At 38.6% G+C, this 716-nt stretch carries 1 protein-coding gene; it reads right to left on the reverse strand.

From position 1 onward, the window contains the following. Positions 1-84: 84 nt before the first annotated feature. Positions 85-714 (reverse strand): pyridoxamine 5'-phosphate oxidase family protein, encoded by a 630-nt coding sequence (locus tag AC1DWN_RS34765; RefSeq protein ID WP_477563348.1) that lies wholly within the window; start codon positions 712-714, stop codon positions 85-87. Between the last annotated feature and the right edge of the window lie 2 nt (positions 715-716).

A 716-nucleotide genomic window follows, 5' to 3' on the forward strand; every position in this document is an offset into this window, starting at 1 on the left:
GGCTACCGCAGTGCCTGCTCATCGTTGTGTGCTATTGAACTAACGTTTCCCGTTAGTTCAATACCAGTTTACTTAAATCGTTGATCAATATAAGCGATTTGAGTAGCTATCTTGAAGTGCTTTATCAACCTTATCAGCATCCATTCCAGGGAGTCTTACGTGGTCTGATATCATCTTTGCTATGTTAGGTAACTTTTCCTTCTGTAACCACATATCAGGATTCCACAATTTTGAACGTTTAAAAGCTTTAGCACAGTGAACGAAGCACTCCTCAACTTTAACACCAATCCCTAAAACGGGTATTTTCCCGTTTACTTCCATCGGCTTTAACAATTCTTCATCACGAATGATGCAAGCATTTCCGTTGATGCGCAGTGTTTCTTCTAGACCTGKAATTATGAAAATAAGCCCTACTTTAGGGTTTGATAAAATGTTTCTCATGGAATCTATCTTTCGATTCCCTGGTCTTTCTGGAATAACTATATGATTTTCATCTAGCACTTCGACAAAACCAGGAGCATCACCCCGAGGGGAAACATCACACATCCCTTTGTTATCTGAAGTTGCCATTAGTAAAAATGGAGACTTTGAAATAAACTCTAGGCAATGCTTGTCTAAATGAGAAATCACTTTATTTTGTACAAGTTCGCCTGGAAAACCGAGCAGAGAACGTAGTTCATCTTCACTTGAAATAGCATTTTTAAAAAGACTCATAC

The sequence above is a fragment of the Paenibacillus sp. P4_A7 genome (assembly GCF_056402455.1).